Annotated in this window: 24 protein-coding genes and 1 pseudogene; 11 read left to right on the top strand and 14 right to left on the bottom strand. The window is 61.7% G+C overall.

What is annotated here, in order from left to right; translation table 11 throughout:
• Positions 1–9: 9 nt before the first annotated feature.
• On the top strand, positions 10–1,299 hold the full coding sequence (locus FFM81_RS09435) for a vWA domain-containing protein (protein WP_003569073.1): 1,290 nt from the start codon (positions 10–12) through the stop codon (positions 1,297–1,299).
• 16 nt (positions 1,300–1,315) lie between these two features.
• On the opposite strand, the gene gor is transcribed toward FFM81_RS09435, so the two are convergent.
• Positions 1,316–2,701 carry a glutathione-disulfide reductase gene (gor, locus tag FFM81_RS09430; protein WP_003569074.1) on the bottom strand — a complete coding sequence of 462 codons (1,386 nt, stop codon included), beginning with the start codon at positions 2,699–2,701 and terminating at the stop codon, positions 1,316–1,318.
• 537 nt (positions 2,702–3,238) lie between these two features.
• On the opposite strand from gor, the gene FFM81_RS09425 reads away from it, so the two are divergent.
• Positions 3,239–3,457 (top strand): hypothetical protein, encoded by a 219-nt coding sequence (locus FFM81_RS09425; RefSeq protein WP_003569075.1) that lies wholly within the window; start codon positions 3,239–3,241, stop codon positions 3,455–3,457.
• Between the two features lie 46 nt (positions 3,458–3,503).
• Here FFM81_RS09425 and FFM81_RS09420 read toward each other — a convergent pair whose 3' ends face one another.
• From FFM81_RS09420 to rpiA, 3 genes are all read right to left on the bottom strand, one after another.
• On the bottom strand, positions 3,504–3,788 hold the full coding sequence (locus FFM81_RS09420) for an acylphosphatase (RefSeq protein WP_003569077.1): 285 nt from the start codon (positions 3,786–3,788) through the stop codon (positions 3,504–3,506).
• A 94-nt stretch (positions 3,789–3,882) separates the two neighbouring features.
• Positions 3,883–4,452: a DUF2059 domain-containing protein gene (locus tag FFM81_RS09415; RefSeq protein WP_003569079.1), complete on the bottom strand. Its 570-nt coding sequence runs from the start codon at positions 4,450–4,452 to the stop codon at positions 3,883–3,885.
• A gap of 15 nt (positions 4,453–4,467) precedes the next feature.
• Positions 4,468–5,166: a ribose-5-phosphate isomerase RpiA gene (rpiA, locus tag FFM81_RS09410; RefSeq protein ID WP_003569081.1), complete on the bottom strand. Its 699-nt coding sequence runs from the start codon at positions 5,164–5,166 to the stop codon at positions 4,468–4,470.
• A 273-nt stretch (positions 5,167–5,439) separates the two neighbouring features.
• Here rpiA and FFM81_RS09405 point away from each other — a divergent pair, with 273 nt between their 5' ends.
• A complete protein-coding gene (locus FFM81_RS09405; protein ID WP_138384209.1) occupies positions 5,440–6,150 on the top strand; it encodes an HAD family hydrolase in 711 nt (236 codons plus the stop codon).
• A gap of 134 nt (positions 6,151–6,284) precedes the next feature.
• Here the strand turns inward: FFM81_RS09405 and FFM81_RS09400 are convergent, their stop codons facing one another.
• A complete protein-coding gene (locus FFM81_RS09400) occupies positions 6,285–8,195 on the bottom strand; it encodes a L,D-transpeptidase family protein (RefSeq protein WP_025416325.1) in 1,911 nt (636 codons plus the stop codon).
• 398 nt (positions 8,196–8,593) lie between these two features.
• On the opposite strand from FFM81_RS09400, the gene fumC reads away from it, so the two are divergent.
• Positions 8,594–9,985 carry a class II fumarate hydratase gene (gene fumC, locus FFM81_RS09395; protein WP_003569085.1) on the top strand — a complete coding sequence of 464 codons (1,392 nt, stop codon included), beginning with the start codon at positions 8,594–8,596 and terminating at the stop codon, positions 9,983–9,985.
• A 184-nt stretch (positions 9,986–10,169) separates the two neighbouring features.
• Here fumC and FFM81_RS09390 read toward each other — a convergent pair whose 3' ends face one another.
• On the bottom strand, positions 10,170–10,997 hold the full coding sequence (locus tag FFM81_RS09390; RefSeq protein ID WP_128398517.1) for an Ig-like domain-containing protein: 828 nt from the start codon (positions 10,995–10,997) through the stop codon (positions 10,170–10,172).
• Positions 10,998–11,253: 256 nt separating this feature from the next.
• On the opposite strand from FFM81_RS09390, the gene FFM81_RS09385 reads away from it, so the two are divergent.
• The gene (locus FFM81_RS09385) at positions 11,254–12,861 is read left to right on the top strand and encodes a fumarate hydratase (protein ID WP_025416327.1); all 1,608 of its coding nucleotides are present in this window, start codon (positions 11,254–11,256) and stop codon (positions 12,859–12,861) included.
• A gap of 33 nt (positions 12,862–12,894) precedes the next feature.
• Here FFM81_RS09385 and FFM81_RS09380 read toward each other — a convergent pair whose 3' ends face one another.
• Complete coding sequence (locus tag FFM81_RS09380; RefSeq protein ID WP_138384384.1) at positions 12,895–13,074, bottom strand: hypothetical protein; 180 nt, start codon at positions 13,072–13,074, stop codon at positions 12,895–12,897.
• A 349-nt stretch (positions 13,075–13,423) separates the two neighbouring features.
• On the opposite strand from FFM81_RS09380, the gene FFM81_RS09375 reads away from it, so the two are divergent.
• On the top strand, positions 13,424–14,491 hold the full coding sequence (locus FFM81_RS09375) for a GGDEF domain-containing protein (protein ID WP_138384208.1): 1,068 nt from the start codon (positions 13,424–13,426) through the stop codon (positions 14,489–14,491).
• A 24-nt stretch (positions 14,492–14,515) separates the two neighbouring features.
• Here the strand turns inward: FFM81_RS09375 and FFM81_RS09370 are convergent.
• Both FFM81_RS09370 and FFM81_RS09365 read right to left on the bottom strand, forming a co-directional pair.
• Positions 14,516–15,128 (bottom strand): annotated as a pseudogene (locus FFM81_RS09370) (pyridoxamine 5'-phosphate oxidase family protein).
• Positions 15,129–15,164: 36 nt separating this feature from the next.
• On the bottom strand, positions 15,165–16,139 hold the full coding sequence (locus tag FFM81_RS09365) for an alpha/beta hydrolase (RefSeq protein WP_173883770.1): 975 nt from the start codon (positions 16,137–16,139) through the stop codon (positions 15,165–15,167).
• Between the two features lie 45 nt (positions 16,140–16,184).
• Here FFM81_RS09365 and FFM81_RS09360 point away from each other — a divergent pair, with 45 nt between their 5' ends.
• Entirely contained in the window at positions 16,185–16,652 is a 468-nt protein-coding gene (locus FFM81_RS09360; protein ID WP_025416332.1) for a MarR family winged helix-turn-helix transcriptional regulator, read from the top strand.
• On the opposite strand, the gene FFM81_RS09355 is transcribed toward FFM81_RS09360, so the two are convergent.
• Positions 16,649–17,836, bottom strand: a complete 1,188-nt coding sequence (locus FFM81_RS09355) for a low temperature requirement protein A (RefSeq protein WP_128398514.1) — start codon at positions 17,834–17,836, stop codon at positions 16,649–16,651. The two genes, FFM81_RS09360 and FFM81_RS09355, sit on opposite strands and share 4 nt — an antisense overlap.
• Before the next feature lie 35 nt (positions 17,837–17,871).
• Positions 17,872–18,246, bottom strand: a complete 375-nt coding sequence (locus FFM81_RS09350; RefSeq protein ID WP_037092429.1) for a gamma-butyrobetaine hydroxylase family protein — start codon at positions 18,244–18,246, stop codon at positions 17,872–17,874.
• A gap of 136 nt (positions 18,247–18,382) precedes the next feature.
• Here FFM81_RS09350 and moaA point away from each other — a divergent pair, with 136 nt between their 5' ends.
• Entirely contained in the window at positions 18,383–19,429 is a 1,047-nt protein-coding gene (moaA, locus tag FFM81_RS09345; RefSeq protein ID WP_138384206.1) for a GTP 3',8-cyclase MoaA, read from the top strand.
• Between the two features lie 242 nt (positions 19,430–19,671).
• Here moaA and FFM81_RS09340 read toward each other — a convergent pair whose 3' ends face one another.
• Complete coding sequence (locus tag FFM81_RS09340; protein ID WP_138384205.1) at positions 19,672–20,457, bottom strand: class I SAM-dependent methyltransferase; 786 nt, start codon at positions 20,455–20,457, stop codon at positions 19,672–19,674.
• Between the two features lie 115 nt (positions 20,458–20,572).
• Between FFM81_RS09340 and FFM81_RS09335 the strand changes: the two genes are divergently transcribed.
• The 3 genes from FFM81_RS09335 to FFM81_RS09325 are packed head-to-tail and all read left to right on the top strand — an operon-like array spanning position 20,573 to position 23,532.
• Positions 20,573–21,709 carry an ABC transporter substrate-binding protein gene (locus FFM81_RS09335; RefSeq protein ID WP_138384204.1) on the top strand — a complete coding sequence of 379 codons (1,137 nt, stop codon included), beginning with the start codon at positions 20,573–20,575 and terminating at the stop codon, positions 21,707–21,709.
• 6 nt (positions 21,710–21,715) lie between these two features.
• Positions 21,716–22,786, top strand: a complete 1,071-nt coding sequence (locus tag FFM81_RS09330) for a FecCD family ABC transporter permease (RefSeq protein ID WP_138384203.1) — start codon at positions 21,716–21,718, stop codon at positions 22,784–22,786.
• Complete coding sequence (locus FFM81_RS09325) at positions 22,780–23,532, top strand: ABC transporter ATP-binding protein (protein WP_138384202.1); 753 nt, start codon at positions 22,780–22,782, stop codon at positions 23,530–23,532. The genes FFM81_RS09330 and FFM81_RS09325 overlap by 7 nt, the downstream gene beginning before the upstream one ends.
• A gap of 24 nt (positions 23,533–23,556) precedes the next feature.
• On the opposite strand, the gene FFM81_RS09320 is transcribed toward FFM81_RS09325, so the two are convergent.
• On the bottom strand, positions 23,557–24,507 hold the full coding sequence (locus FFM81_RS09320; protein ID WP_003569102.1) for a sugar-binding transcriptional regulator: 951 nt from the start codon (positions 24,505–24,507) through the stop codon (positions 23,557–23,559).
• Positions 24,508–24,528: 21 nt separating this feature from the next.
• Positions 24,529–25,995: an FGGY family carbohydrate kinase gene (locus FFM81_RS09315; RefSeq protein WP_138384201.1), complete on the bottom strand. Its 1,467-nt coding sequence runs from the start codon at positions 25,993–25,995 to the stop codon at positions 24,529–24,531.
• Positions 25,996–26,007: the final 12 nt, after the last annotated feature.

The raw sequence follows: 26,007 nt of genomic DNA, 5'->3' as shown, positions 1-26,007 counted from the left end.
GGACCTGTGATGGCCATCCTTCCGTCGCGCTTCGTATCGGATCGTTCAGGCAATTTCGGCATCATGACGGCATTGTTGATGGTGCCGCTTCTTGGCACGGCGGGCATGGCGGTGGATTTCGGTCACGCCCTGAGCCTGCGCACGCAGCTCTTTGCCGCCGCCGACGCCGCCGCCGTCGGCTCGATCGCCGAAAAATCCGGCGCGGTCGCCGCCGCCATGACCATGAGCGGCAATGGCACGATCTCGCTTGGCAAGACCGATGCTCGCAGCATCTTCATGTCGCAAGTATCGGGAGAATTGGCGAACGTGAATGTCGATCTCGGCATCGACGTTACCAAGACCGCCAACAAGCTGAATTCGCAGGTTTCTTTCACCGCAACAGTGCCCACCACCTTCATGCGCGTTCTCGGCAAGGATTCGATCACCATCTCCGGCACGGCGACGGCCGAATACCAGACCGCGTCTTTCATGGATTTCTACATCCTGCTCGACAACACCCCCTCGATGGGCGTCGGCGCCACCGCGACCGACGTCGCGGCGATGGAAAAGAACACCAGCGATAGCTGCGCCTTCGCCTGCCACGAAACTCAGAACAAAAACAACTACTACAATCTCGCCAAGAAGCTCGGCGTCAGCATGCGCATCGACGTCGTGCGGCAAGCGACAAAGGAGCTGACGCTGACCGCCAAGTCGACGCGTGTTTCTACCAATCAGTTCCGCATGGGGGTCTATACCTTCGGCACCAAGGCCGAGGATGCCAAGCTGACCACCATATCCGACCCGACGGACGATCTCGACAAGGTGCGCAGCTATACCGACGCCGTCGACCTGATGACCATTCCCTATCAGGGTTATAACAACGACCAGCAAACGAGCTTCGACAGCGCCCTGACGCAGATGAAAGACATCGTCACCACCCCCGGCGACGGCAGCACCGCCACGACTCCGCAGAAGATCCTGTTCTTCGTCTCGGATGGCGTCGGCGACAGCGAAAAGCCGAAGGGCTGCACCAAGAAACTGACCGGCAATCGCTGCCAGGAGCCGATCGACACTTCCTTCTGCCAACCGCTGAAGGACAAGGGCATCCGGATCGCGGTGCTCTACACCACCTACCTGCCTCTGCCGAAAAACAACTGGTACAACACGTGGATCAAGCCCTTCCAGGGCGAAATCCCGACGAGAATGCAGGCATGCGCTTCGCCGGGCCTCTATTTCGAGGTGACGCCGACCGAAGGTATTGCCGATGCGATGAAGGCGCTTTTCCTCAAGGTCATCCGCGCGCCGCGCATCACCAGCTAGGCGCGCACGGGAAAACTCAGATGCGCTGCCCGTCACGGACCCGATAGGTCGGCGCGTACATGGTGACGAGTTCTTCGGCCGCCGTCGGATGCAGCGCCATGGTCTGGTCGAAATCGTCCTTGGTGCAGCCGGCCTTCAGCGTGACGCCAAGCAACTGCGCCATCTCGCCGGCATCGTGGCCAAGGATATGGGCGCCCACCACCTTGCGGCTTGCGGCATCGACGATCAGTTTCATGATCATTCGCTCGGCCCGGCCGGAAAGCGTCGCCTTCAGCGGCCGGAACTGGGCCCGGTAAACCTCGAGCTCGCCGTAGCGCTTGCCCGCCTCCTCTTCCGAAAGACCGACGGTGCCGATCTCCGGCTGCGAGAAGACGGCGGTCGGGATCAGCTCGTAGTCCGGCCGGGTCGGATTGTTCTTGTACTCGGTCTCGATGAAGCACATCGCCTCGTGGATCGCCACCGGCGTCAGCTGTACCCGGTTGGTGACATCGCCGAGCGCATAGATGTTTTCGACATTGGTGCGGGAATAGTCGTCGACGATAATCGCGCCGCGCTCGTCGACGGCGACGCCGGCCGCATCGAGGCCGAGGCCTTCGGTGTTCGGATCGCGCCCGAGCGCCAGCATGACGACGTCGGCTTGCAGCGTGCCGCTGTTCAGGGCCTCCAGAACGAGGCCGCCCTCACCCTTCGAAACCTTCTGCAGCGTGTCGTGGCAGAGGATGCGGATGCCCTTGGCGACCATCGCCTCATGCAGACCGCGCCGCAGATCCTCATCGAAGCGCGACAGGATCTCGGCGCCGCGATAGATCAGCGTGGTCTCGACACCGAGGCCGTGGAAGATGTTGGCGAACTCGACGGCGATATAGCCGCCGCCTGCTATCACAATCGATTTCGGCAGCTCTTCGAGATGAAAGGCCTCGTTGGAGGAGATGCAGAACTCGTGGCCGGGAAGGGCCGCATGCGGGTTCGGTCGTCCGCCGGTGGCGATCATGATCGTCTTTGCCGTCACCGTCTGACCCGTTTTCACAAGCCGCACCGTATGGGCGTCGACGAGTTCGGCGCGCGTTTCCAGGATCTCGGCATTGGCGCCGGCGAGACCCTTCTTGTAGAGGCCTTCCAGCCGGGCAATTTCGGCATCCTTGGCCGCCACCAGCTTCTTCCAGTCGAAGCTGCTGTCACCGACCGTCCAGCCGAAGCCGGCCGCATCCTCAAAATGCTCATGGAACTGCGAAGCATAGACGAAAAGCTTCTTCGGCACGCAGCCGCGAATGACGCATGTGCCGCCGTAGCGGTACTCCTCGGCAATCGCCACCTTTTTGCCGAGCGAGGCCGCGACACGCGCGCCGCGCACGCCTCCGGAACCGCCGCCGATGACGAAGAGGTCGTAGTCGTAGGAAGACATGAGGAACTCCGGAAGGGAATCGCAGGAAGGATGTTCCTGATATAGAGCCTTTCCTGGTTAGATTGAAGCATTCTGCCGGAGCAGGTTTTCGTCAGGGCAAAGGCGATTGGCGATGGGCATACCCCAAGGTACGTCCGAGCCGATCGCCTTTGATCCTGGCTAGAGATGCCCGGCCCACCGGCCGCACCGCTTCGCCATGGCGAAGCGATAAGTGCGTCCGGCGATTTTTAAGTCTTGCAGATTTGCCAGGCAAATCTGCGGGAGGGTTGGCTGAAACGGGCCGGCTGATCGACCGGCCGGCTTGGCCGTAGAGCCGGGCTACGACGCGCGCCGGCCGGTCGACCATCCGACTCCGTTTGAGCCAACAGAATGCTTCAATCTAACCAGGAAAGGCTCTGGGGGCGATCGCACTGAAAACAAAAGCCCGCTCCTCTCATCATCCCGTTCGCCTCGCCGAATCTTCCCGGCAAACGGGTTGACCCGGTCGCCAGAGGCTGGCAGGCAAATCCATGCAGTAAAAAGAAGCCGGAGCAAACGATGGATCAGACTCTCTTCGCCAACCTGTGCAAGGCTGGCAAATTCAAGGAAGCGCTCGGCCTCGCCATCCAGGGCCACGAGAACGAAAAATACGCGCCGAGCCGCTTCGCGATGGACAAGAAAACAGGACTGCCGATCTTCTACCGCGGCAACAAGCGCGTCGAGCCGGATGAAACGGGTGTATGGCAATTGGCCAAGAGCTCGAAGGATTGGGGCTGAGCGTCCGGCGCGTCTGAGATGCCTATCTCTTGGCGGATTGCCGCTTTCAACCGGTGATGCGGAAATCCGTCGGCATTTCCGCAAGCTGGGTCGCTTTCGTCTCAACGGCTGAAACCGATGCCCCCGAAGGCCCGCGGCTGAAACGCTCGATCATTGTCGAGATGGCGGTATCGGGGCCTGCGATCAAAGCGGCGACAGATCCGTCCGCTTCATTGCGCACCCAACCTGTGAGCCCGAGCCGCAACGCCTCATCGCGCGCCCACATGCGGAATCCGACACCTTGGACCCTGCCTGATACCCGCACTCGCACAGCCTCGTCATCAGCAGACATGTTGCCTCACCAAAGCCTCTTCGGTATTGCGGCCTCCATCATAGCAAAAAAGCCCGGACGATGCCGGGCTTTTGCAAATCCGCTGAGACAGACCTTATTTCTGGGCAGCCGGTGCGGGCGCCGGAGCCGGTGCCACCGGGCTGTCGGTTGCCGGCGGCGGCGCCTTGATGACCTTGGAGAGTTCGGCATTGCTCTGCTTTTCCAGGTCGCGGGAAATGCCCTGCGCCCAGATGTCGGCAGCCTTCGCCGTCTCGCGCGAGGCGACCGGGCCGTCGCGCAGCAGCTTCTTGCCGACGTCGGAATTATAGAAGTCGGCGATCGCCTTCAGTTCGTCGGCGGTAAAGGTCTTGGCATAGGTGAGTGCCGCTTCCTTCTCCAGATCGCCGCGGCGGGGCGCCAGCGCCAGCGCCTGCGCGTCGACCGTCGACGAAATGATGTCCTGGTAGTTCGGCGAATCCTGGATCAGGCCGGCCTTCAGGCGCTCGGCAAGACCAGGCAGAATGTTGTCGAACTGGGCGGTGGCGCCGATCGCGTCAATCGCCGCGCGAGACGCCTTCAACTGCTCCTCGGAGACTTCCTGCGCCTTGACGGCGGTGCCGAAGGCAAGCCCGGAAAGAACGATCGTCGCAGCGGCAAAACGGCCAAGACCTGCAATGTTCATCATGAGTGTATGCTCCTGTTATCTGTTTGCCTGCAGCGTGCGCGCACCCGCAGGACCGGCAATGATCGCAAGTGCCGCCATATTGATAAAGAGCCCGTGTTCGACGACGCCGGGTATGGAATTCAGCTCGCTCGAAAGCGCCTCTGCATCAGGAATGCGGCCAAAAGATGCATCGATAATGTGATGGCCGCCATCCGTGGTAAACTCTCCGTCACCGGATTGGCGCAGGCTGAGTCCACCGGACAGGCCGAGCCGGGCCGCGACCTTCTCGATCGCGATCCGTGTCGAGACCAGCCCGAACGGGTTGACCTCGATCGGCAGCGCGTAGGCGCCGAGCGTGTCGACCAGCTTACTCTCGTCGGCAATGACGATCATCCGCTCGGAAGCCGCCGCAACGATCTTTTCACGCAGCAATGCGCCGCCGCCGCCCTTGATCAATCGGAGCGCCGGATCGACCTCGTCGGCGCCGTCGATCGTCAGGTCGAGTGCCGGCAGTTCGTCAAGCGATTTCAGCGGCACGCCGAGTTCGACGCAAAGCCGCGCCGTCCGTTCGGACGTCGGAACGCCTTCGACCCTGAAGCCGCCAGCGACCTTCTCTGCCAACAGACGAACGAATTCTTCCGCCGTGCTGCCCGTGCCGATGCCGAGCCGCATTCCGTCTTCGACATGGGCGAGTGCGGCCGCGGCGGCCTTGATCTTCATTTCGCGGGCATCCATGCGCCGCCAGCTCCTGATATTGCGTTCGATGTGCTGTTTACACGGCTCGCCTGGCAAACGAAAGTCAAAATCATCACGGAAAATGAAAAGCCGAAACAAATGCCTGCGGCCTTCCCGGCAAGCCCCCGGCGTTGCTTTCCGCCGCGCGATCGCCTACCTCAGGACCCAGCCATCGTTCCGGCGGGCGACCTGTCGTTCGCCTTGAAACGACATTCGTTCCACCGATGACCACCCGTCGCTTCAGAACGACCCATTGCGCAAAGAGATAAAGCCTTGACCCCTTCTCACGCTCGCCCGGCACTCATCGTCTTCGATCTCGACGGTACCCTTCTCGACACCCATACCGATCTGGTCGAGAGCCTGAACCATACGATCGCAGCCCTTGGCCTCGAACCGGTCAGCTATGACGACCTTACCCATCTCGTCGGCCACGGCGCGCGCGTGATGATCGAGCGCGCCTGCCGTCTGCGCGGCCATCCGCTCGAAAGCGACGCCCTGCCGCCGCTAGTCGAGCGCTTCGTCGCCCATTATGCCGCCAACATGCCCGGCCGTACCGAACCATATCCCGGCCTCGTCACAGCGATGGACCGGCTTCAATCTGCCGGTTACCGCCTCGCGGTCTGCACCAACAAGATGGAGAGCCTGGCGCTCGCCCTGCTCGACAAGCTCGATCTCACCGGCTATTTCGCCGCCGTCACCGGCGGCGACAGCTTCGCCGTACGCAAGCCCGACGCCCGCCACTTGACCGGCACCATCGACCGCGCCGGCGGCGACATCGCCCGCACGGTGATGATCGGCGACAGCATCAACGACATCGCCGTCGCCAGAAATGCCGGAGTGCCGTCGATTGCCGTGCCTTTTGGCTATTCGGATGTGCCGGTCTCAAACCTCGACCCGGATATGATTATCACCCATTACGATGAGCTGACGCCCGAACTGGTGGAGAGGCTGCTGCGGGAATTTGCGGCGAAGGTCGCGGTTTGAGGCGATTTGCCCACCTCTCCTTTGCTGGGGTGCCACACGGCACACACTCTCGTCATTCCTTATTTTTAAAAGCCACCCCAAAACAAAACGGGCGGCCCGAAGACCGCCCGCCCGCATAACCATCAAATCCGATATCAGATCTGCGCGCCACGCGCCTTTGTCGTCGCATCGAAGGCCTTCTCGACATAGGCGTCGCGGCCATAGACGTCATCGAAATATTCCACCACGCCGTCCTTGTTCGGCCAGGCGGTGAAATAGGAAACGTAGACCGGAATCCTCTGCGGCACCTTCACCGCATGATTCTGCCCGGTGGCGATCTGCTTGGCGACCTCGTCGACCGTCGTGCCGAGCACGGCGGCTGCCATCGCACGCGGATTGGCAAGACGTACGCAGCCGTGGCTCAGAGCCCGCATATCGCGCTTGAAGAAGCTCTTCGACGGCGTGTCGTGCATGTAGATCGCGTGGCTGTTGGGGAACAGGATCTTCAGCTCGCCGAGCGCATTGTCGCTGCTCGGCGGCTGGCGCACCGAGACGTTATCGGTCGAGCCGTACCAATCGACACTCGACGAAGCGACGGCATGGCCGTTCACCTCGACCTCATAGCCGAGCTGGTCGAGATAATTCGGATCCGAACGCAGCTTCGGCAGCATCTCGTTGATGATGATCGACTGCGGCACGCCCCAGAACGGGTTGAACTCCACCGTCTCGATCTCGTCGTCGAAGAAATAGGTCTGATTGTTCTTGCCGCCGACCACGACGCGCATCGACAGCTGTTCCTTGCCGTCATTGTGGTAATAGACCATGTAGGCCGGCTGGTTGATCATGACGTAACGGGAACCGAGATCTTCCGGCAGCCATCGCGCCTGTTCCATGGCGACGACGAGCTTGTCGATCTTCGAGGCATTGGTATCGCCGCCGGTCATCGCGCGCACGGTCGCCTGGCCGATGACGCCATCGGCCTTCAGTCCGCGCTCCTTCTGGAAATCCTCGACGAGCGAGACGATTTCTGGCGAATAGTCGATGCTGCCTGCGTAAGCGGCAAGCGTTGCGGCGTGATCGGTCTTCAGCGTTTCGGACCCATGCTTACCGATCGCCTTGACGATATTGGCGATCTCCGGCGAGCTGTCGCCGGGCTTCAGCAGCTTGTCGAGCGAGACGACGATTTGCTCCTCATTGCCGCCGTCGGCGGCGCGAAGCTTGGCAAGCTCCGACTTCAGCGCCTCGAACTGCGGACCATCGGGCGAACGGTTGGCGATGTAGGCGCCGACATCGGGGCTCATGCGGGCAAGCTTCAGCACCGGCGCCAGATTGACGGCCTTGCGCTGGAAGTCGTGATAGCCGGAAATTTTATTCGGATCGATGCGGCCACGCACGGTGTCCTGCACGAAAGCCAGCACTTTGGCGGAGAGCTCGAGCTCGAACTGCGTCAGCGCCCGGTCACGGAAGGCCGGATCGGGATTGGCCGGGTCGATCGCCGGCATCTGGACGGTGTAATCCGCCGGGTCGAGACCGACGGAAGCCGCATCGCCAAGGGCCGTCATGGCCGACTTGGCGCGGTCGTTGATCTGGTTGCCCTCGACCCAGACGAGCGGATTGCGGCTGTCTCCGTAATAGGCTTCGAGCGCCTTGGCGACATCAGCATTGGCGCGCACCTTGGCCTGAGCCAGGAAACGGCGCTGCACGGCGGGTTCGGCGCTGGCATCGCCGCTCGCCGAAACATCGGCGACTGCGCCGGTGACAACCGGATCGGCAAACTTGCCGGTATCGACGAACTGCAGCGTTTCGGCTTTATAAGTGTAGTAACGCGGGCCGCTCACCTTCGGTAGCGGCGCTTCCGGATCGAGCCCGCCGAGCGAGCCGCCGACGCCGTTGCGCGGCACCGGACGGCCGGGCGCCTGGTCCATGAAGATGGTGCTTTGGCTCCGCTGCCTGTCGCCGCGCAGCATGTCCATCAATGTATAAGCATGCGCGGGTGCGGCACTCATAACCGCCACGCCGCAGGAAATTGCCAATGCGGATGCCGCGCTTTTCAAAACGAACGTCATATATCTTCCAGTCCCGGTGTCATGCTGTTCTCAGCTCAAATCCCGCGATACTCAGCGTCCGGCTCATTGATCAGAAACCGGCCTGCGCCGCCAGCGCCGGCGGACTCAATTTTGTGTGACGGGAATCCTGCACGGCGCCGCGCAGTAGTTCACACAAAATTATGAAATTATTAGTTAATTTTTTACTCAATTTTTGTCGCCAGACCAGTACGGCGAAAACGCCCGGACGCATAAAATTTTCAAAGTGGCCTAAAAAGCACGCCCCACAACCGGCGTAAACATGACTTCCGATTTCAATATTTCGCAGGGCGTCCGGTTTTCTTGTTGGGCTTTCCCACCTATAAGACCTCATCCTTTGAAGATGACCGAAAACAGCATGTAAAGGGAAGGCAAGGCCGATGACCGCAACCCGCACCGAAACCGATACTTTTGGCCCGATCGACGTCGCCGCCGACCGATATTGGGGCGCCCAAGCCGAACGTTCGCTCGGCAATTTCAAGATCGGTTGGGAAAAACAACCGCTTTCGATCGTGCGCGCACTCGGCATCGTCAAACAGGCGGCCGCCCGCGCCAACATCTCGCTCGGCCAGCTCGACCCCGCTCTCGGCCAAGCCATCATCGATGCCGCCCAGGAAGTAATCGACGGCAAGCTCGACGAGCATTTTCCGCTTGTCGTCTGGCAGACCGGTTCGGGTACGCAGTCCAACATGAATGCCAATGAAGTGATCTCCAATCGCGCTATAGAAATGCTCGGCGGCGTCATGGGTTCCAAGAAGCCGGTGCATCCGAACGATCACGTCAATATGAGCCAGTCGTCGAACGACACCTACCCGACGGCGATGCACATCGCCTGCGCCGAACGGATCGCTCATCACCTGCTGCCGGCCCTCAAACACCTGCATGCCGCCCTCGACATGAAGGTTATCGAATTCAGCCACATCATCAAGATCGGCCGCACCCACACCCAGGATGCGACGCCGCTGACGCTCGGCCAGGAATTTTCGGGTTATGCCGCCCAGGTCGGCTCGGCCATCAAGCGCATCGAAATGACCCTGCCCGGCCTCTGCGAACTCGCCCAGGGCGGCACTGCCGTCGGCACCGGCCTCAATGCGCCGGTCGGCTTTGCCGAAAAGGTCGCCGAAGAGATCGCCGCCATAACAGCCATGCCCTTCGTCACCGCGCCGAACAAGTTCGAGGCCCTCGCCTCGCATGACTCGATGGTGTTTTCCCATGGCGCCATCAACGCGGCGGCGGCCGCGCTCTTCAAGATCGCCAATGATATCCGCCTGCTCGGCTCCGGCCCGCGCGCCGGCCTCGGCGAGCTGGCGCTGCCGGAAAACGAGCCCGGCTCCTCGATCATGCCCGGCAAGGTCAACCCGACCCAGTGTGAGGCGCTGACGCAGGTCTGCATCCACATCTTCGGCAATCATGCAGCCCTCACCTTCGCCGACAGCCAGGGCCATTTCGAGCTCAACGTCTACAATCCGATGATGGCCTATAATTTCCTGCAGTCGGTGCAGCTGCTCGCCGACGCCGCCGTCTCCTTCACCGACAACTGCGTCGTCGGCATCGAGGCACGCGAAGACAACATCAAGGCCGGCCTCGAACGCTCGCTGATGCTGGTCACGGCGCTTGCCCCCAAGATCGGCTACGACGCCGCCGCCAAGATCGCCAAAACAGCCCACAAGAACGGTACGACGCTGAAGGAAGAGGCGCTCGCTAGCGGCCTGGTGACGTCGGAGGAGTATGACGCCATCGTGCGCCCGGAGACTATGATCGGGCCGAAGTAAAAGAGCCGCGATACGCAGCCCCTCATCCGCCTGCCGGCACCTTCTCCCCGTAAACGGGGCGAAGGGAGATAGCCGCAACCTCTCCGTCCCTCACCAACCTCTCGCAGGGCACGTCCCCTCGCCCCGTTTTTTACGGGGAGAGGGTTAGGGTGAGGGGCACACCACACGGCACATCAGACAAGCCTCAAACCAACAACGAAAAATTGTCCATCACGACAGAATTACCCATGAAGTCGAAACGGATTTCTTCGATGTCTTCGAGCTTGACCTCGAGACTGGGACCGGTGACCTCAAGCTCCTGCTGATAGACAATCTGGCCGTCGTTCAGGGCGGTGAGCGTCAGGTGAAAGGGCGCTGCCGACAATTCAGCGATCGAAACGCTCTGAAAGGTGAACTCCCCGCCATCGAGCAGTTTCAAGCTGACCGGCGCAGAACCTGGCGATAGAACGGTATCGCTAAAGCCATCCTCGGTAATGGCGTCGACACCCGGGATGGTATCATAGACGATGCCGTTCAAAAGCGTGACGTCGTGGCTGCCGTTCACGGAGAGCGCAAAGCCCCGGTAATTGGGGAGAGAGAAATTATCCGCCCTCGATAAGACGCCCATATCATCGAAATCCAGGACTTCGTGGTATTTTTCGCCTTCACTGACGCCGTCGATCGCAAGGGTCAGCACGCCGAGGTCCGTGCCTCCCGAGCCGTCGGACATCTTGTAGCTCAGCTTTTCAATGAGCTGATCGTACTTCCCCAAATTCTTCACCACGTCGAGCGTGTAATCCAGCTCATATGTGAAGTGGCCGTCAGGTTTCACTTTGAAGGTGCCGTACCTGCCCTGAATGATCGTTTCGTGGTCAGGCCCATGTTTGGCGTCGATACGGACGCCATTGACGAAGCGAGCATACATATCCGCTCCCTCGGGATCGCTGGCGAGGCGCAGCAGATCCCCACGGATCCAATTGTCTTCGAAAAAAACGAGAAGGTCGTCGACAGCAGTTGGCCTGGCATTTGTCATTGAAAGCCCCGGCAGGTTAACGGTGCCGGGAATATGAACTGGGCTTGAACTGAAGGCAACCTGAAGTCGTCCATTCGCGACAAATGTCGATATCACCGTTCCGTCACTCGTCTAATGCGTGTGACGTGCGACAGCAAAATGGGGCACGGACATAGCTCCAACTCCAGACTCCGCCGCATCCAGATTGCATTTACTGCGCTCCGGATTTAGACGGGTTCCAATTTAGCGACGCACGCCCACCAGAAAGGTCACTTCGATGGCTGACGATCTCTTCCCGCTCGGCAAGGACAACACCCCCTATCGCAAGATCAGCGATGACCACGTCTCGGTCGACACGTTCAAGGGCCAGGAAATCCTGACCGTCGAGCCGGAAGGCATCCGCCTGCTTGCCGAAGCTGCCTTTGTCGATATCAACCACCTGCTGCGCCCCGGCCACCTGAAGCAGCTCGCCTCGATCCTCGATGACCCCGAGGCAACGGACAATGACCGCTTCGTCGCCTACGACCTGCTGAAGAACGCCAATATCGCCGCCGGCGGCGTGCTGCCCATGTGCCAGGATACCGGCACGGCGATCATCATGGGCAAGAAGGGCCGCCGGGTCTGGACCGAGGGCGGCGATACGGCAGCGCTTGCCCGCGGCGTCATGGATGCCTATGAGAAGAAGAACCTGCGTTACTCCCAGCTGGCGCCGGTCAAAATGTTCGAAGAGAAGAATACCAAGAACAACCTGCCGGCCCAGATCGACATCTATGAGGAAGGTACCGACGACTACGAATTCCTCTTCGTCGCCAAGGGCGGCGGCTCGGCCAACAAGACCTTTCTCTATCAGGGCACGCCTTCGTTGCTGACCCACGACCGGATGATCGACTTCCTTAAGGAGAAGATCCTGACGTTGGGGACGGCGGCCTGTCCGCCCTACCATCTGGCGATCGTCATCGGCGGCACCTCGGCCGAGATGAACCTGAAAACCGTGAAGCTCGCCTCGACCCGCTATCTCGACGAGCTGCCGACCGAAGGGTCCGAGAGCGGCCACGCCTTCCGCGACATCGAGATGGAGAAGGAAATCCACAAGCTGACGCAGCAGATGGGCGTCGGCGCCCAGTTCGGCGGCAAGTATTTCTGTCACGATGTGCGTGTCATCCGCCTGCCCCGCCACGGCGCCTCGCTGCCGATCGGCCTCGGCGTCTCCTGTTCCGCCGACCGCCAGGCCAAGGGCAAGATCACCCGCGACGGCATCTTCATCGAGCAGTTGGAAAGCGATCCGTCGAAATACCTGCCCGAGATCGACGAGGCGAAACTGTCGGAGTCGACCGTCCATATCGATCTCAACCAGCCGATTGCCGAAGTGCTTGCCGAGCTGTCGAGGCATCCGGTCAAGACGCGCCTGTCGCTGACCGGCACCATCATCGTCGCCCGCGATCTTGCCCATGCCAAGATCCGCGAGCGGCTGGAAAAAGGCGAAGGCATGCCCGAATACCTCAAAAACCACCCGGTCTATTACGCCGGTCCCGCCAAGACGCCGGCCGGTTACGCCTCCGGCTCCTTCGGCCCGACGACCGCCGGCCGCATGGATAGTTACGTCGACCAGTTCCAGTCCTTCGGCGGTTCGATGGTGATGCTCGCCAAGGGCAACCGTTCGCGCGCCGTGCGCGAGGCCTGCAAGAAACATGGCGGCTTCTACCTCGGTTCGATCGGCGGACCCGCCGCCCGTCTCGCCCAGGACTGTATCCGCAAGGTCGAAGTGTTGGAATATCCCGAACTCGGCATGGAAGCGGTCTGGAAGATCGAGGTCGAAGACTTCCCCGCCTTCATTGTCATCGACGACAAGGGCAATGACTTCTTCCAGGAATTGAACCTGGGGTAATTGGCAGGCGCCATCCGAAACCCGGCCGATTTTCTACCGCAGCGCTGCGTTCGAAATATCCGCCGCCTTCACCACGTCACCGTCATCGACCCTCGCCAGGATTTCCGTCCGGAAAGCGCGGGCGAGGACGCCGCTATGCTCCAGCAGCAAGGCGCTTACGGTCATGACGGCGATGGTGAGGATCGCGAAAGAAATATGGCGAGACGATTCCATGATTTCACGCCTGAATTTGCAGGCTGCGACCGGGCCGCGCTCGGGAAGTATCGTTGCAAAATACCCATTCTGAAATACCTGACGGCCAAAGCCAAATGTCGACAAGATAAATACGTCCCAAACACAGAGAAGAACTGTAAGTTTTTCAGACATACGTTCCCGTTCAGCGGGCATGCATTGTCCCGCTAAAAATACGTTTTCCGGTGGAAAATCATAGGCCTGATTGAAGTATTGCCGACTTGCGAAGTTGTCTTATGTAATCTTTGGTATATGTCGCTTTAATCTTTTCCCAAGGAATTTAAGCTAACAACTAAAATATTGCCTTCGAATATATGAGGAGTATCGCCGGATGAATACGGCTGTCGCGCCCAAGGTGCAGGTTCCCGATGTCGCGGGCCAGATCACCTATGCCATGCGCTCGATGGGCGTTGCGCCGATACCGCGCAATTACGAACTCTTCTACGAAGCCTATATCGGCTCGAATCCGGCGCTCACCCGCGAGCTCGCCGCACTCGGTGCCCAGGCGACGCAAGCCGAACTCGACGCGCTCGGGGCGCAATATTTCACCAGCAATCCGGCCCGTGTCGTCGACGACGCTCATAGCCGCATATCAGGCGAACTGGATGGCCTGCTGCGGGTCCTGAGACAGGAGCAGAGCTCGCTGGAAAGCTACACAAGACTGCTCGGCGAGACGCATAAGCGCATCACCTCGAAGAGCAATGCCAGCGTCGAGCTGATCGAAAACGCCATCGAACTTTTGAGCCAGGCGACCGGCGACACCATGGCGCATGGCGAACGCACCGTCGAGGACGTCGTCCAGCGCTCGCAGGAGATGGACCAGGTCCGCAAGGAACTCGACGAATACAAGCGCATCGCCAACACCGATTCGCTGACGCGCCTTTCCAACCGCCGCGCCTTCGACGAGCGCCTTGCCGCCGTCTTCAACAATCCGGGCATGCGGCCGGTAACGGCGCTGCTGCTCGCCGACATCGACAACTTCAAGAAGATCAACGATACTTACGGCCATCCGGTCGGCGACAAGATCCTCGCCACCGTCGCCTCCGTCATCCGCAGCAACGTCCGGCGCGACGTCTTCGTCGCCCGCGCCGGCGGCGAGGAATTCGCCCTCATCATCGACGGCAATACACCGGAGGAAGTCACGGCGATCGCCGAACGCATCCGCCGCACGCTGGAAACAACCCCGTTCAAGAATTCCCGCACGCGGGTGAACTACGGCCCGATCACCGTCTCGATCGGCATCTGCATGGCCTCCAGCGCCGAAGATGCCGGCGAACTCTACAGCAAGACCGACATCGCCCTTTACGGCGCCAAGAATGCCGGCCGCAACTGCACCATCCTCTATCAGGACGGCATGCAGAAGGATTTCACCAAAAGCTGGCTGATCTACAAGAGCTGAGGCAATTCCGCGCCACGGGCGGTTTTACCACATCGTCTTCGCCGCGCGTCCGGGCCATTCCCGGTCGTAGGTCTCCTGATCGAAATCGCCGACGGCGGCCTTCAGCATCTGTCCCGGCGTCGGCAGGCCTGCCGGATCGGCGAAGCGTTCCGCATTCCACAGCTCTGCCCGCATCACCGCCCGCGCGCATTGGAAATAGACCTCGTCGATCGAAATCACCACGACGGTGCGCGGATGTTTGCCGTCCATCTCGAAACTCGAAAGCAGCGCCTCGTCGTCCGAGACGACGCCGCGGCCGTTGATGCGCATCGTCGTGTTCGAGCCGGGGATCAGGAACATCAGCGCAAGCCTGGGATCGCGTACGATGTTGGAGAGTGAATCGACGCGGTTGTTGCCGCGCCAGTCCGGCAGATGCAGCGTTTCGTCGTCGACGACGCGCACCACCCCCGCCGAGATCGCCGCGCGGCGAACAGTCGAGCCCCTCGGGCCCGACGGTCGCCAATGCGGCAAAAGGCGATATCTCGATCATCTCACGATAGAGCGGGGTCAATTGTTTGGTCACCTTGGTGAGGGAGGCCGGCGACAGCCCGGCGCCATAGATCGTATTGAGCTCTTCGATGCTGCTGATGATTTTCATGAGGCGTCCCGCCGCGGCTTGATATCGGGACGGACGCTACAATGCCGCGCGCCTTGCCGGAAGCTCAAAAAGCGGAATGATTGCAGCATCTTTTTTGATGCTTTCGCCGGCTTCCACGTCCACGCCGCCTTCGAGAAATGCCGCGATCGCGCCGAGCACGGGGGCCGCCGCGACGATGCGCCGGTGGCCGAAGCCGTTCGCCCACAACAGCCGCACGCGCGGACCCGCCGCACCATAACGCCTGGCATGGGCCGGCGACACCTCCTTATCGTCCTCGGCATGAATGACCAGCACCGGCCGGCCGATCGCGCCGGCGGTTTTGCCGGCGTCGAACTCCTCGAGTCTCCGACCGGTGACCCGATGAACTTTCTTCTCCAGCGCCGCCTGCGCGGCAGGGCGAAGGCCCATCATCCTGCCGAAATCGGCAAACAGCCAGGCCATTTCGCTCGGCGCGCCGATCAGCACCAGTCGCTCTGAGGTGACAGGCGGCACGCCGGGCAGCAGCCCCGCCGCCGAGACCATCAGCGCCGCCCCGCCGAAGGAATGGCCGATGACCGCATCGAATGCACCGAAGCGCTGCTCGGCCGCCGCAATCGCCCCGACCGCAAGCCCCATATGCAGGAAGCGTCCGCCCGCCCGCCCGTGGCCGGGAAAATCGAGCGCCACCACCTCGGCACCCGTTGCCGAAAGCATCGAAATCAGCTCGGCCATGTAGACGGCGCTCGAGCCCCAGCCATGCGTGACGAGATAGCGCTTGCGCTGGCCGATCGCGCCGCCGTTCAGCCGATAGGCATGGGCCTTGGCGCCGCCGGCAAGCCTGAGGGTGAAGCGCTCGGCGCCGGCAAGCCGGGCTGCGCCGGCGGCATGCGCCGCCTTCGCTTTCACTCCCTTCGGCCGCGGCGATGGCGTTCGGCAGAACAGCTGGAATGCCGCCCTGCCCGCCAGATCAGCCGAAATCGCCTGCAGAACCGAAAAGCCGAGGCGGGTGACCTCAAGCGCAAAATTTGCCATAGTGAGAATCCAAGACTGTTCAGCACTGAACAATAAAGTACAACGATGAACAAAAATCAATCCCTTCCCTGGGATCATCCGCGTTTTCGCAGCTGGATTGCGGTGGCGCGCGCCTGCCAGCTGATGCAGCAGTCGCTGACGCGCTCGCTTGCCGATCTCGACATCAAGCCGCCGCACCTCGACATTCTCGTCAACCTCTATCGTTTCGAAGGCATCTCGCAGCAGGAGCTGGCGCGCAAGCTGCTGGTCGGCCGCTCCAATATGAGCATGCTGCTGCCGCAGATGGAAAAACGTCGGCTGATCGAGCGGCGCGGCGACGCACGCGACAAGCGCGTGCTGCGCCTCTATCTCACCGGCGAAGGCCGCAGGCTGACCGAGGCGGCGATGGCGATCCAGACTGATCTCATCGAACGCACGCTCTCCGACGAGCCGATCGAACAATGCATGGCGACCGCCACCTCGATGGAGCGCATCATCGCGACACTGCTCGAGGATCTGCGCGACGATGATTAATGCAGCGTCGGAGCTGCCGCCGTACCCGTCAGCGAGCGGTATTCCCAGGCGGCGACGATGATCAGCACCAGCGTCGCCAGAATGCCCAGCAGATAGATCTGGATGAAGGGCGCCGCGAAGGCGAACAGGATCAGCAAAACGAGGCCGGCGAGATGCGACAGCGGCAGCTGGCCGCTGGTCGCGCCCTTGAACCAGAGATTGCCGATCAGGAACAGGCCGGAGCCGCCGAGCACCGCCGCGGCAATGCCGAGATCGCCGGTCTCGTGCGGATGCGAGAACATGAATTCGACCGCCACCGCATGCACGATGATGCCGGCGAGAATCGGGATATGACCATAGGTGAAGGCCTGCCGCGCTAAGCTCCCCGGCGTTGCCTCATGTTCGATGCGGTGGGCGGCGCGCTGGTGGCCGAAGCGAAAATACAGCCACCACATGGCGACCGTGCCGACGAAACCGGTGACGAAGACGATGCCGGTCAGTCCCGAAACCGGCAGCTCCGAAAAGGTGCGGCCGGAAACAAGGATCGCCTCGCCGAGGCAGATGATGACGAAGAGCGCGCAGCGCTCGGCCATATGCGCGCCGGAAACATCCCAGTCGCTTGGCCTCGAGCGCCCGAGCCCGGGCACGGCAAAACCGGCAGCCGGCCCCGCATATTCGATGGCGAGCGCGATCACCCAGGCGATCAGTCGGGCCTCATGCTCGAGCAGCCCGCCGGCAATCCAGAAGACGCCGGCCACCACGAGCCATGTGGTGATGCGGATGAAATTCAGCGTATTGGCGCGGTCGACGCGCGTCATCGCATAGGTCGCAAACAGCGAACGCCCGACCTGCATCGCCACATAGGCGCCGGCAAACAGCAGCCCCTTGTCGCCGAAGGCCTCGGGAATGGAGGCCGACAACAGCAGCCCGAGCATCATCAGCGCCACCAGCATGCCGCGCACCGGCATCTTGTCGGGATCGAGCCAGTTCGTCACCCAGGTGGTGAAGATCCACACCCACCAGACGGCAAAGGTCATCAGCGCCGCTTCTACAGCACCGAGCGGCGTATAGTGGGCGGCGAGCGCGTGCGAAAGCTGCGAGATCGAAAAGACGAAGACCAGGTCGAAGAACAGCTCGAGGAAGGTCACCTTGCTGCCGCTGGCGCTCCCCTTGGCGCGCAGCCAGTTTTTTCCGGTTTTCGTCATATCGCCCCCGATATTTATAAAATTTCAGCGTGAAGTCAGCGCGGCTTTTCCGCCGTGTCGCGGCTCATGCCCTTTCCCCTGAGCTCGTCCTCATAGGCAGAAAAAAGCTCAGCGCCTCGTTCGCCGAGTTCGCGCAGATAGGTCCAGGTGTAGATGCCGGTATCGTGCATGTCGTCGAAGCCGATCCTGACCGCGTAATTGCCGGTCGGCATCATCGAAATGATCGCGACATTGCGCTTGCCCGGCACCGTCACCTTCTGCCCCGGTCCATGCCCCTGCACTTCGGCCGAGGGCGACAGCACGCGCAGCATCTCAGCCGAAAGGTCATAACTCTGGCCGTCGTTGAAGGTCACCACCAGCCGCTGCCTGTCTTTCGAGACGCGGAGTTCGCTCGGCCAGATATCGCTCATCATTTTGTCCTCTTCTCATGCGAGGAGTAGGCGCTGATCTTTTTCAGCGCAAGCTGAAATTGGAATGCGCGCGCAGCCTGTTTCCCTTGACGCGACAATAGCATATGCCCACATTGAAGAGAGCACGGAGATACAGGTGAACACCAGAGTTGGAACGATAGGCGCTGCATCGCCACTGGCGGCGGATGCGCATCCGATGATCGACCCCTTCGGCCGGGCCGTCACCTATCTCCGCGTCTCCGTCACCGACCGCTGCGATTTCCGCTGCACCTATTGCATGGCCGAAAACATGACCTTCCTGCCGAAGAAGGAACTGTTGACGCTGGAAGAGCTCGACCGGCTCTGTTCCGCCTTCATCGCCAAGGGCGTACGCAAAATCAGGCTGACCGGCGGCGAGCCGCTGGTGCGCAAGAACATCATGTATCTGGTCCGCCAGCTCGGCGAAAAGATCGGCGCCGGCCTCGACGAGCTGACGCTGACGACCAACGGGTCGCAGCTCGCCCGCCATGCCGAGGAACTCTATGATTGCGGCGTGCGCCGCATCAACGTCTCGCTCGATACGCTCGATCCCGACAAGTTCCGCAAGATCACCCGCTGGGGCGATTTCGCCAAGGTCATGGAAGGCATCGACGCCGCGCAAAAAGCCGGGCTGAAGATCAAGCTCAATGCCGTGGCGCTGAAGGATTTCAATGACGCCGAGATGCCCGACCTCCTGCGCTTCGCCCATGGCCGCGGCATGGACTTGACCGTCATCGAAACCATGCCGATGGGCGAGATCGAAGAAGACCGTACCGACCAGTACCTGCCGCTCTCCGAGCTGCGCGCCGATCTGGAGAAACAGTTCACCCTCACGGATATCGATTACCAGACCGGCGGCCCGGCCCGTTATGTCAGGGTCACCGAAACCGGCGGCCGCCTCGGCTTCATTACGCCGATGACCCATAATTTCTGCGAGAGCTGCAACCGCGTCCGCCTCACCTGCACCGGCACGCTCTATATGTGCCTCGGCCAGAACGACGCCGCCGACCTGCGTTCCGCCCTGCGCGCCACCGAAGACGACGCCCTCCTCCATACTGCCATTGACGAAGCCATCACCCGCAAACCAAAGGGCCACGACTTCATCATCGATCGCACGCATAACAGGCCGGCCGTGGCCCGGCATATGAGTGTCACGGGGGGGTGAGACGCGGTCCCGCGACGCGGGAGCGATCGATCCAGTGAATCGATCGCAGCGTCGAACGCCCTGAGCCCAAGCGAAGGGCCAGGCCGCAATCGAACTCTGCGTGCAAGTTGGCGAGAACACCTACCCCACCCTCCCTCATTCCTGTGCTCGTCACAGGAATGAGGGTGGTTGGGGTGACGCCCGGCGCTAAATTTCTGCGTAGAACATAGGGAACGCTACCACCACAGGACGGGTCTTTGCCATCACCCCGGCTTACGCGCACAAATCGCAAACCGCTCCTGCACCATCCGCTCCAGCCCGCGCAGGAACGGCATCTTGCGCGCCTGCGCCCAATGAATGTCGCCAAGCTTGCGATCGACCACGATGTCGACAAAACCAGCCTTGCGGAGAAGATCGACGATCGCTTCGGCCGGCATCTCGTTGGCAAAATGCACGCGGGAGCGGATGCTCTGGTGCCGCGCCATCATTTCAGGTGACATGTGGCTTGCCGCCGGCTTGCCCGTCACCTTCGTCCAAAACTTCTGCAGGCTCTTGACCCAGGTTTCCCGGCCCATATTGCCGTCGACGATCAGCACCTTGCCGCCCGGCTTCAGCACCGAAAACCACTCCTTGAAGGCCGAAGCCGGGTCCACCAGCGTCCAGACGAGATGCCGGTTGGTGATGGCGTCGTAGCTGTCCTTCGGCTCCATGGTGTTTTCAGCATCGCCGGAAACGAAGCGGATATCGGTGCCGCGCTTCTTCGCCTTGGCACGCGCCTGCGCCAGCATCGCATCCGACCAGTCGAGCCCGGTGACCTTGAAGCCGACATCATGCATCAGATGCGAAATGACGGCGGTGCCGCAGGCGAGATCGAGCAGCGGGCGTCCCTGCCCCTCGCCGAGATGTTTTCTGATCAGCCGCTGCCAGCCCTTCCGCTCCGCTTCGGAGAAGATTTCATGGCCGACGCTCTGGTCGAAGGTATCGGCCCGTTCCGACCAGAAATCGCGGATTTCGTCGCGGATGGAGTAGTTCGTGTTCATGGAATTCATCGCAGGCACCCCGGCAGTGGATCAGTTTGGAAATGCTCTAAAACATATAACTTGATTCACAAAGTCATATTTCCTATGCCTGCGGACATTATTCAGACGTCAGGGGAATTTCCAGATGAATTTCGTGAAAATGCTCGCAGTCTCCGCAGCTGCGCTTGCGAGCTTAATGCCGCTTTCGGCCCTCGCCCAATCCTTCACCATCAAGGATGTGGCAGGCCGCGAAGTGACCTTCGACAAGCCGGTCGAGCGTGTGATCCTTGGAGAAGGCCGCATGCTCTATGCCGTCGCGCCGATCGAGAAGGACGATCCCTTCGCCAAGATCGTCGGCTGGCGCAACGATCTCTGGACCACCGACAAGGATGGCTTCAACGCCTATGTCGCAAAGTTTCCGAAGGGTAAGGACCTGCCCTTCCTCGGCAACCTGACCGACGGCACGCTGCAGACCGAAACGGTCGTCAAGCTTCACCCGGACGTGCTGCTGCTGCCGATCGGCAACAAGACCGCCGCCGACGAAGTCAAGCTCGAGGACATGCTCTCCGGCATCGGCGTCAAGATCGTCTACATCGATTTCCGCGAGCATATTCTCGCCAACACCGAACCGAGCCTGAAGATCCTCGGCAAGCTCTTCGGCCATGAGGACCGCGCCGAAGCCGTCGCCAGCTTCTGGAAAGCGCAGATGGCGCGGGTCACCGACAGGCTGAAGACCGCCAACCCGCCGAAACCGAACGTTTTCATGTATCGCGCCGCCGGCCTGGTCGAATGCTGCGGTACCTTCGGTCCCGACAATTTCGGCCTGATGGTCGATTGGGCCGGCGGCCACAATCTCGGCTCCGATTTCCTGCCGGGTTATACCGGCTCGATCAATGCAGAGCAGGTCGTCGCTTCCAATCCGGAGGTCATCGTCGTCACCGGCTCCAACTGGAGCCAGACCAAAGATGCCAAGGACTTCGTCAATGTTGGCCCGAATGCCACAGCCACCCTCGGTGACAGCCGCAAGGCGTTGATCACGCTGATGGAAAACCCGGCCTTCACCGGCTCCAAGGCGGTGGCCGGCGGCAATGTCCATGCGATCTGGCACCAGTTCTACACCAGCCCCTACCAGTTCGTCGCCGTCCAGCAACTCGCCAAATGGTTCCACCCGAACCTCTTTGCCGATCTCGACCCCGATGCCACCTTCAAGGAATTCCACGAAAAATTCCTGCCGGTCGCCTATCAGCCGGGTTACTGGGTCGACGCCAAGGCCGGTCAGTAAATCGCAATGGCCGAGATCGCCGCACATTCGATCGACGCAGAGGCCGGGAGGGAGCGCTACCGCGCCCTCGCCCGGCGCAAGCTGCTGATCCTTTTCGCCATGACGGCAGCGCTCTGCCTGTCCTTCGCCATCGATCTCGCCTGGGGGCCGGCCCGCTATAGTCTCGGCGAGGTCGTCTCCGCCCTTCTCGACCCGTCTTCGGTTTCGGATCAGATCCGCGCCGTCGTCTGGGACATCCGCATGCCGGTCGCCGTCATGGCGATCGTCGTCGGCGCCTCGCTCTCCGTCGCCGGCGCGCAGATGCAGACGATTCTCGCCAATCCGCTCGCCAGCCCCTTCACCTTAGGTATCTCGGCGGCGGCAAGCTTCGGCGCGGCCCTGGCGATCGTCACCAGCGTTCCGCTTCTGCCCGTGGCCGCCGGCCTGCTGGTGCCGGTCAACGCCTTCATCATGGCGCTGATCGCCACGCTCTTCATCCATTTCGTCTCGCAGGCCCGCGGCGTCTCGGTGCAGACGGTGGTGCTGCTCGGCATCGCCCTGGTTTTCACCTTCAATGCCGCCCTCGCCTTCCTGCAATATCTGGCCTCAGAACAGGCGCTGTCTTCAGTCGTCTTCTGGACGATGGGCAGCCTCACCAAGGCGACGTGGCCGAAGATCTGGGTGACGCTCGCCGTGCTGCTGGCAGCGCTGCCGCTCTTTGCCCGCAATGCCTGGGCGCTGACCGCCATCCGCCTCGGCGAGGACAAGGCGGCAAGCTTTGGCGTCAACGTCCGTCGCATCCGGCTGGAAACCATGCTCGTCGTCTCGCTGCTGGCCGCGGTGCCGGTGAGCTTCGTCGGCACGATCGGCTTCGTCGGCCTCGTCGGGCCGCACATTGCGCGCATGATTCTCGGCGAGGACCAGCGCTTCTTCCTGCCGGGCTCGATCCTCTCGGGCGCGCTGCTGCTGTCGCTGACCTCGATCGTCTCGAAGTCGATCATCCCCGGCGTCGTCTTCCCGATCGGCATCATCACCGCGCTGGTCGGCGTGCCCTTCTTCTTCTCGCTCATCCTCTCGAACAGGAGCCGGTCATGGTAGCGCTTCAGTTGCGGTCGGTCGGCGCCTATCACGGCCGCAAGCTCTTCGTCGAAGACGTGACGACGCCGGTGATGACATCCGGTGAACTCGTCGCGGTGATCGGCCCGAACGCCGCCGGCAAGTCGACGCTCTTCAAGCGCATCACCGGCCTGCTCAAGGGCCCCGGCCATGTCGTCGTCGAAGGTTCGAAGGCGAAAAACGCCATCAGTTACATGCCGCAGGATACCTCGGCCAATGCGGTACTGACCGTCTACGAATCTATCCTGCTGGCCCGCAAGCAGGGCCAATCCTGGGCCGTCGGCGACAGCGACCTCAGCTTCATCGACGGGATCATGGCAGCGCTTGATATCACCGCCATCGCCTTCCGCGATCTCGGCGCGCTCTCCGGCGGCCAGCGCCAGCTCGTCTCGATCGCCCAGGCGCTGGTGCGCGAGCCCGAAATCATGCTGATGGACGAACCCACAAGCGCCCTCGATCTCCACCGCCAGGTCGAGGTTCTCGACTTCATGCGCCGCCGGGCGCGCGCCAAAGGCATGCTCGTCCTGATCGCCATCCACGACCTCAACCAGGCACTGCGCTTCGCCGACAAGGTGCTGGTCATCGCCAACGGCCGCATGCGCGCCTGCGGCGCGCCAAGAGATGTGGTCACGGCGGAGATGCTGCGGGAGATCTACAGGGTCGAAGCCCGGATCGAGAAATGCTCGCTGGACCATGATCATGTGATCGTGGATGGGACGGCGCATTGAGGCCGACCAAACCACCCCACCCCGTCAGTCGATCAACCGCTGCGCGGTAAACTTGTCGGTCACAAGCATGTCGATCACCCCGACGCGGAGCGCACCGGCGATCGCGTCGGTCTTTTTGGACCCGCCGGCAAGGGCAATAACCCGGTCGACCCGTTCGAGATCCTCGAGCGGAAGCCCGATGACCCGATCATCAAGCGGCGTCTTGACCGGCTTGCCGTTCTTATCGAAGAAGCGAAGCGAGATGTCGCCGACGGCGCCCGCTTCCGCGAGATCGGAAAGTTCGCGGGAGGAAAAAATGTTGCCGGAGCGCGCGAGAAGTTCGGACGGTTCGACGGCACCGATGCCGACGATCGCCAGCGTTATGCTGCCGAACAGGTCCATCGTCTCGCGGACGAACGGGTCGGCCTGCATCAGGAGTTTTGCTTCCCTTGATGTCGTCACGCCCTGCACCGGCAGTAGTTTCGGCTCGGCGCCGGTCAGCCGCGCAAGCCGCGTGGTCAACTGCGTCGCATGCGTCTGCACCGAAGGATCGCCCATGCCTCCCAGGGTCTGGACGACGTATTTCACCTGAGCGCTCTTCGAAGGATGGATATTCTCGACCATCTTGAAAATGGTCTGGCTCCAGCTCGAAACGCCGATGATCTCCCCTGGCGAAAGCGTCACCTCCAGCAGATGAGCCGCTGCCTCTCCGATGCGGGCCATGATGGCGCCGTCCCGGTCTTCTGTACACTCGACGACGACCGCCTCCGGCAGATCGTATTTCTCGCGAAGCGCGCCCTCGAGTTCGCTATAGGTGCCGACGGGAGGGATCACGCTGGTTCTGACGATATCCTCGGCCTCGGCGCGCTTCAGCATGCGCGACACCGTCGCCTGCGACAGCCGAAGGTGCTCGGCGATCTCCGCCTGTCGCCGTCCCTCGATATGGTACATCTGGGCGACCCTTGACATGAGACGGAGTTCGTTGAGGCGAGTCATCGCTAATCCCAGAGTGAATTTTTATTCACCTTTAGCCTTTGTTTCGCGGCCCGTCGAGCGGGCGAGCGCATCATTCCAGCTATCGAGAAGCCCCGCGCGATCGACGGGTTGCGGCTCGATGATCGCAGTGTTTCGTGGCAGCTCCGCGACAATCCCGAGATCGCTCCACAAGCCGAGTGACAGCCCCGCCAGATAGGCAGCGCCCAGAGCCGAGGCCTCTGGCGCTTCGCATTGGATCACGGGATGTTCGATAAGGTTGGCGACACACTGCATCAGGAAGCGGTTCTGGCTCGGTCCGCCATCCACATAGAGCGCGCCGAGCGCGCCGCCGCTCTGCGTCCGCATGGCCGCGATCACATCATGCACCTGCAAGGCGATGGAATCGGTTACCGACCGGGCCATTTGCGCACGTGTCGTCTTGAAGTTGATCTGGGAGAACAGGGCGCGGGCATCGGCATTCCAGTAAGGCGCCCCCAGTCCCACGAATGCCGGCACGAAGCCGGGCCCGCCCGGCTCGGCGCTCGCCGCAAGTTCGACGAGCGCCGCCACATCCGCAAGGCCGAGAATATCGGCCATCCAGGGAAGACTGGCGGCACAAACGAGAATATTGCCTTCGAAAGCAAAAGTCGGCTTTCCCCCGATACGCCATGCGACGGTTGTTGTGACGCCGTTGCGTGGGGGAATGAAGTGCGAAAGCGTCGTCATGACCGAAGAGCCGGTTCCGAAGGTCACCTTGCCATCGCCCGGTTTGAATGCTCCATGACCGAACAGCGCGGCGTGGCTGTCCCCGATCGCGGCCATGATGGGCGTACCGTCAGGCACCCCCGGCAACCCTTGCGTTCTGCCGAAATCGGCGGAGCTGTCGAGCACCTCGGGCAGCAGCGCGATACCGACGCCGAAGATCGCGCCGAGTTCCTCGCTCCATCTCTGCTCCTTCAGATCGAACAACTGGCTCCTGGCGGCATTCGAAGCGTCGCAGGCATGCCGGCGGCCGCCCGTCAGGCAGTGGATAAGCCAGCTGTCGATCGTTCCCAGCCGCACCGATCGCGAGGCCGCAATACGGTCGAGCAGCCAGCGGAATTTCGAACCCGGAAACATCGGATCCAATGGCAGGCCGGTCAGCGCCTGCACCCGCTCAAGGTGCCCTTCACCAACGAGACGTTCGCAATCCTGCGCCGTTCGGCGGCACTGCCAGCTGACCACCGGCCCAAGCGCCTCCCCCGTGTCGGCGTCCCAGGCGGTGACGGATTCGCGCTGGTTGGAAATGGCCACGGCCTCGATCGTCACATCGGGGCCGGCCTTCAGGCAGGCATCGACCGCTTCGCAGACCGAGGCGTAGAGCCGGCGCGGGTCTTGTTCGACCCAGCCCGGCTTCGGATAGGAGATGCCGACAGGCGCCGAACCTCTGCCGACGATTTCTCCCTTCTCGGAAACCAGAACTGCCTTTGAATTGGTCGTGCCCTGGTCGATTGCCAGAATTGCCCGCATTCCATCCTCCCC

The sequence above is a fragment of the Rhizobium hidalgonense genome, assembly GCF_005862185.2.
Taxonomy (GTDB): domain Bacteria; phylum Pseudomonadota; class Alphaproteobacteria; order Rhizobiales; family Rhizobiaceae; genus Rhizobium; species Rhizobium hidalgonense.
This window is presented reverse-complemented; position numbering and strand designations above follow the sequence as displayed.